Here is a 5,339-nt window from a genome sequence, read left to right on the forward strand (position 1 = left end):
ACCGCCGCCCCCGCCAACGGGGTCACCCGCAGCAGCGCCCCAGGGCCTCGCCGACAACGCCGACACCGGCAGCAGGACGAGCGACTCGAGCCGTCCTCGCGCATCCCGCTCGAGCTGGCTGCGGCTGAGGGACGCTGTCAGGGCGATCCCCGAGCATGACCGCGGCTGGCTCGGGTAGTACGACGAGCAGGATCGCCACGACGATCGCGACAGCGATGAGCGCCAGGGCCCCGCGGCCCAGGCGGGCCCGCCATCCGTCGCGCACGGCGACACGCTATACCCCGCGCCGCGCCTCTACCGGCGTCGGTAGCGTGTCGTGCGCCGCGAGCCGAGCGCGCGGACCACGGCCCAGCTCCCCACGCTCACGAGGCATCCCGCCGCGAAGGTGGCGACCGTCACTGCCAATGCGTCCCCGGGGCGGGGATCGCCGCTTCCCACGGTTGCGACCGGCTCGCGCGCGACGGGAACGGATGCCGTCTTCGCCGGGCCTCCGCGCGCCAGCTCTGCCCGTTTCCGCAGCGCAGCCGGCGGGTCTCCGCCCAGCACCCGCACGAGCGCGTTGACCGTGCGCTCGCTCGGAAGCGTGCGACCGGACAACGCTTCGGAGATCACCGTGCGGGAGATCCCCGTCAGATGCTGCAGGTGCGCCAGCGTCGGACTCCCGGCTTCCAGCCGCAGTCGACGCAGGTCCGCCGCGAAGTCCGCCACGTCGTGTGTCGCGTGCGCGGACATCCCCCCATGGATGTCGTTCTCGTTCATCGTTCTTCCCCCCGAAAGATCGATCGGAATTTCCGGATATGTCCGGAACGGATCATTCCTGCCCCCACGGTGAAGATACATGGTGAATTCTCCCCATGGGGCGACCGGGGCCTCAGCGCTCTACTTGGCTCCGGGAACGAAGTGCACGGGCTTCACATCATCCGGGGGGATGGGGCATTGGGGATCAGCTGGCTGTGGCGCCGGAGGGGTGCTGTCGCGTCGGGGGCGACGCTGACGGCGGCCGCCGTCACCATCTCGACCCTTGCCGCCCTCCATCCGGGAATCCCCACCGCCGACCTGGAGCTCGACGACGGCGGCGTGTGGGTCACCAAGACCTCCGACCTGCTCGTCGGGCACCTGAACTACCCGTCCCGCCTGCTCGACGGCGCGCTGCGCACGCGGGCGGCGGACTTCGACATCCTGCAGGACGGGGACACCGTCGGTGTCGTGGACGCGGTGAACTCCACGCTGACGCTCGTCGATCCCGCCAGCGTCGCGCTCGGGAACGACACGACCCTGCCGGAGAAGTCGGCCGTCGCGCTCGGCGGAACGACCTTTGCGGTTCTCGCCGGCGGGCACGTGTACACGGTTCCTTCGACGTCGCTCACCGGAACGACTTTCGATCCGGATTCGGCGACGGCGGACGTCGGCGACGGCGGTGCCGTGGCCGTCTCGCGCTCCGGTGCGCACATCGTCGCGGTCTCCGCGCGGGACGCCGCCCTGCTGACGATCGACTCCGCCACGGGCGAGGCCCGCTCGCAGGCACTCCCGAAGCTCGCGGACGACGCCGCCCTGGCGACGACGGCGGTGGGGGAGCAGGGCGTCGCCCTCGACACCGCGTCGGGCACGCTGTACACCCCGGGCGGGACAGCGGTCGAGCTGCCGGACGGGCAGGGGGCGCGGCTGCAGGAGGCCGGTGTCGACGCCGACTCCGTCTACGTCGCCACGCCGACGGCGCTGTTGCGCGAGCCGTTGAGCGGGGGCGCGCCGGAGACCGTGGCCACCGTGGCGAAGGGCGTCCCCGCGGCGCCCGTGGTGGTCGGGGGCTGCGCGTACGCCGTCTGGAGCGGCACGGGAGCCTACGTGCGTGACTGCCCGGGAACGGCCGACGACGTTCAGCTCACGATCGAGACCACCCCGGACGCGCACCTGGTGCTGCGCGCCAACCGCCGGGTCGTGGTCGTGAACGACACCGTCGCCGGCACGGTGTGGGCTGTCGAGCAGAACGCCCTGCGCATCGAGAACTGGGACGAGGTCGTCCCGCCGGCCTCCGACGACGCGCAGGAGGAGCAGTCCCAGGACGAGAAGCCGCAGTTCGATCTGCCCGAGCGCAGTGCGCAGAACACGCCGCCGACGGCGGTCGACGACCAGTACGGCGTCCGCGCGGGCCGGACGACGATCCTCCGCGTGACCGAGAACGACACCGACCCGGACGGCGATCTGCTGTCCGCCTCGCTGGTGAACGACCCGCCGTCGGGGTGGGACGTGCAGCCCGTGCTGGGCGGTGCCGCACTGCAGGCCTCGGTGCCCGCGAACGCGAGCGGGGCGACGACCCTTCGGTACCGGGTGGACGACGGGCGGGGAGGCACGGCCGAGGCGACGGCGACGGTCACCGTGCGACCGCCCGACGTCAACGAACCGCCGGTGCAGAAGCGCATCGACACGGTCCTCGTGGAAGCCGGTGCGTCCCTCACCTACGGCGTGCTCGACGCGTGGAGCGACCCCGACGGCGACGACGTCTTCCTGCAGAGCGCGACGGTGGAGGGCGGTGACCAGGTCACGTTCCGCAGCAACGGCGTGCTGGAGTACACGGCCGCGACCGCTCAGACCGGCATCCACGAGGTCACGCTCGTCGTGTCGGACGGGCGGGAGACCACCGAGGGCGTGCTGCGGGTCGACGTGCGCCCCGCGGACACGCTCAACCCGGTCGCCAACGCCGACCGTGTCACGGCCGTCGCCGGTGTGCCCGTCACCGTGGCGCCCCTCGACAACGACCTGAGCCCGACGGGACGGCAGCTGCGCCTGTCGAAGCACGACACCGTCCCCGGCGCAACGATCACCCCCGACTTCGTCGCGGGCACGTTCGACTTCGTCGCCGAGCAGCCCGACACGTACTACGTGCAGTACCTCGTCACGGACGGCCCCCATTCGGCGGTCGGCATCGTGCGCATCGACGTCGTCGCGGCCGGCGCGTCCCCCCTGCCCCCGGTCGCGGTGCGCGACCTCGCGCTGCTGCCGACGGGGCGCTCGACCCTCGTGGACGTGCTCGCCAACGACGTCGACCCGGCGGGCGGCATCCTGGTCGTCCAGACCGCCCACGTGCCCCCGACGGCGGGGGTGTCCGTCGAGGTGCTCGAGAACCGGATCCTGCGCGTCACCGACCTCTCGGGTCTGTCGGGCCCGGTGACGCTGACGTACACCGTCTCCAACGGCACCCAGAGCGCGACCGGCGAGGTGCTGGTCATGCCCGTGCCCCTGCCCGCCCAGGTGCGGCCGCCCGTCACCGTCGACGACACCGCCGTGGTGCGGGTGGGCGACGTCGTGTCCGTGTCGGTGCTCGCCAACGACTACAGCCCCGACAACGACACGCTGCGGCTCGAGCCGACGCTCGTCGAGACCGATGCGCCCGACAAGAACGCGATCTTCGTCGACGGCGACCGGATCCGCTTCCAGGCCGGCGCGGAGCCGGGAACCGTGCACGCGACGTACGAGGTCTCCGACAGCCAGCAGAACCGCACCGCCGGCTACCTCACGATCCAGGTGCTCCCCGCCGACCAGGGCAGCAACTCCGCCCCGCGACCGAAGCCCGTGACGGCGCGCGTCATCGCCGGGAACACCGTGCGCATCGCGATCCCGCTGACCGGTATCGACACGGACGGCGACTCGGTGGAGCTGGTGGGGGTGGCATCCAATCCGCAGAAGGGCACGGTGACCACCGGCGACAGCTGGTTCGTGTACGAGGCGTACCCGGATGCCGCGGGGCGCGACACGTTCACCTACACGGTGCGCGACCGCCTGGGCGCCGAGGCGCAGAGCACCGTCGTGGTCGGCGTGGCCGCGCCCGGCTACGACAACCAGGCGCCGTACGCCGTCAAGGACACCGTCACCGTCAAGCCCGGGCGCCGTGTCGCCGTGCCCGTGACGGCCAACGACTCCGACCCCGACGGCGATCCGATCTCGATCGATCCGAACGGACTGACGGCCCCCGAGGGAGTGGATGCCGAGATCCTCGGCGGACGTGTGGTCGTCACGGCCCCCGGGACTCCGGGGCAGTACACCTTCTCGTACACGATCGCGGACTCGTACGGCGCGACCGCCGTCGGCGCGCTCCTCGTCACCGTCGACCCGAACGCACCCGCGGTGGCGCCGATCGCGCGCGATGACCGGGTGCCTCCGGGACAGATCACGTCGGCTCCCACCGTGGACGTGAACGTGCTGGAGAACGACGAGGACCCGGACGGCACCGTCGACGACCTCCGCGTGACGACGAGCGATTCCACGGTGACGGTCGGCACCGGAGGGGTCCTCACGGTGACGTTGCAGCCGACGCCGCAGATCATCCGGTACCGGATCGAGGACGCGGATTCGCAGTCGGCGCAGGCGTTCGTCTTCGTACCGGGCCTCGACGCGCTGGTGCCGACGCTGGCGACGACCGAGCCCGTGACCGTCACCAGCGGGGAGACGGTGCGCATCACGCTGGCCGACCAGGTGCACGTGCGTCCTGGGCGCGAGCCGCGCATCGCGACGGCGGACTCGGTCCGCGCCGGTCACGCCGACGGCTCGCCGATGATCGTCGATGAGCACACCCTCGAGTACCGCTCGGCCGCGGGCTTCTTCGGCCGCGACTCGCTCGGGGTGCTCGTGACCGACGGCACCGGACCCGACGACCCGCAGGGGCTCTCCGGCTACGTGTCGATCCCGATCACCGTCGTGCCGGCCGAGAACCAGTCGCCGATCATGCGCAACGCCTCCGTCCAGGTCGCCCCCGGCGAGGGCAGCCAGAAGCTCGATCTCGGGCGCCTCACACGCGACCCCGACGAGGGCGACGAGGAGAAGCTCACGTTTTCGATCGACGGCGACGTGCCCGCCGGCTTCCGCGCCTCGATCTCGGGCCGGACGCTCGAGGTCTCGGCGGATGCCGATGTGGCCGCCGGAGCCACCGGCACCGTGCGCATCCTCGCCTCGGACGGCACCTCCGCGCCCGGCGCGGGGTCGATCGCCCTCAGCGCCGTGGTGTCGCAGCGCCCGTTCCCCGTCGCCAACGACGACGTGATCGCGCGGGCCGACCAGGGCCGCACGACGAGCGTCGACGCGCTCGCGAACGACATCAACCCGTTCGCCGACAAGGGACCGCTCGAGCTGATCTCGGCTCGCGTCGACAGCGGGCAGGGGACGGCGGTCGTGAACGGCGGCCGCGTCGACGTGACGCCCGCGTCGGACTTCGTCGGCACCATGGTCGTCAGCTACCGGATCGGGGATGCCACGAAGTCGGCGGAGCGCCAGGTCGACGGCCGGATCCTGCTCACGGTGCAGGCCGCCNGGGGCGCGCCCGGCACCCCACGGTCACGTCGATCCCGGAC

The 5,339-nt window shown here is 72.2% G+C and carries 2 protein-coding genes; one reads left to right on the top strand and one right to left on the bottom strand.

Features of this window, described 5'->3' with window-relative positions; translation table 11 throughout:
* Positions 1 to 294: 294 nt before the first annotated feature.
* On the bottom strand, positions 295 to 759 hold the full coding sequence (locus I5G_RS16600; RefSeq protein ID WP_022880068.1) for a helix-turn-helix transcriptional regulator: 465 nt from the start codon (positions 757 to 759) through the stop codon (positions 295 to 297).
* A 177-nt stretch (positions 760 to 936) separates the two neighbouring features.
* Between I5G_RS16600 and I5G_RS23120 the strand changes: the two genes are divergently transcribed.
* Positions 937 to 5,339, top strand: a 4,403-nt coding sequence (locus tag I5G_RS23120; protein ID WP_022880069.1) for an Ig-like domain-containing protein, incomplete at its 3' end; no start/stop codon positions are given.

Origin of the sequence: Microbacterium sp. B19 (assembly GCF_000333395.1) — a bacterium.
GTDB lineage: Bacteria > Actinomycetota > Actinomycetes > Actinomycetales > Microbacteriaceae > Microbacterium.

Bases quoted from the DNA above. Each gene is read 5' to 3' on its own strand.
- I5G_RS16600 (WP_022880068.1), bottom strand. From the start codon at position 759: ATGAACGAGAACGACATCCATGGGGGGATGTCCGCGCACGCGACACAC.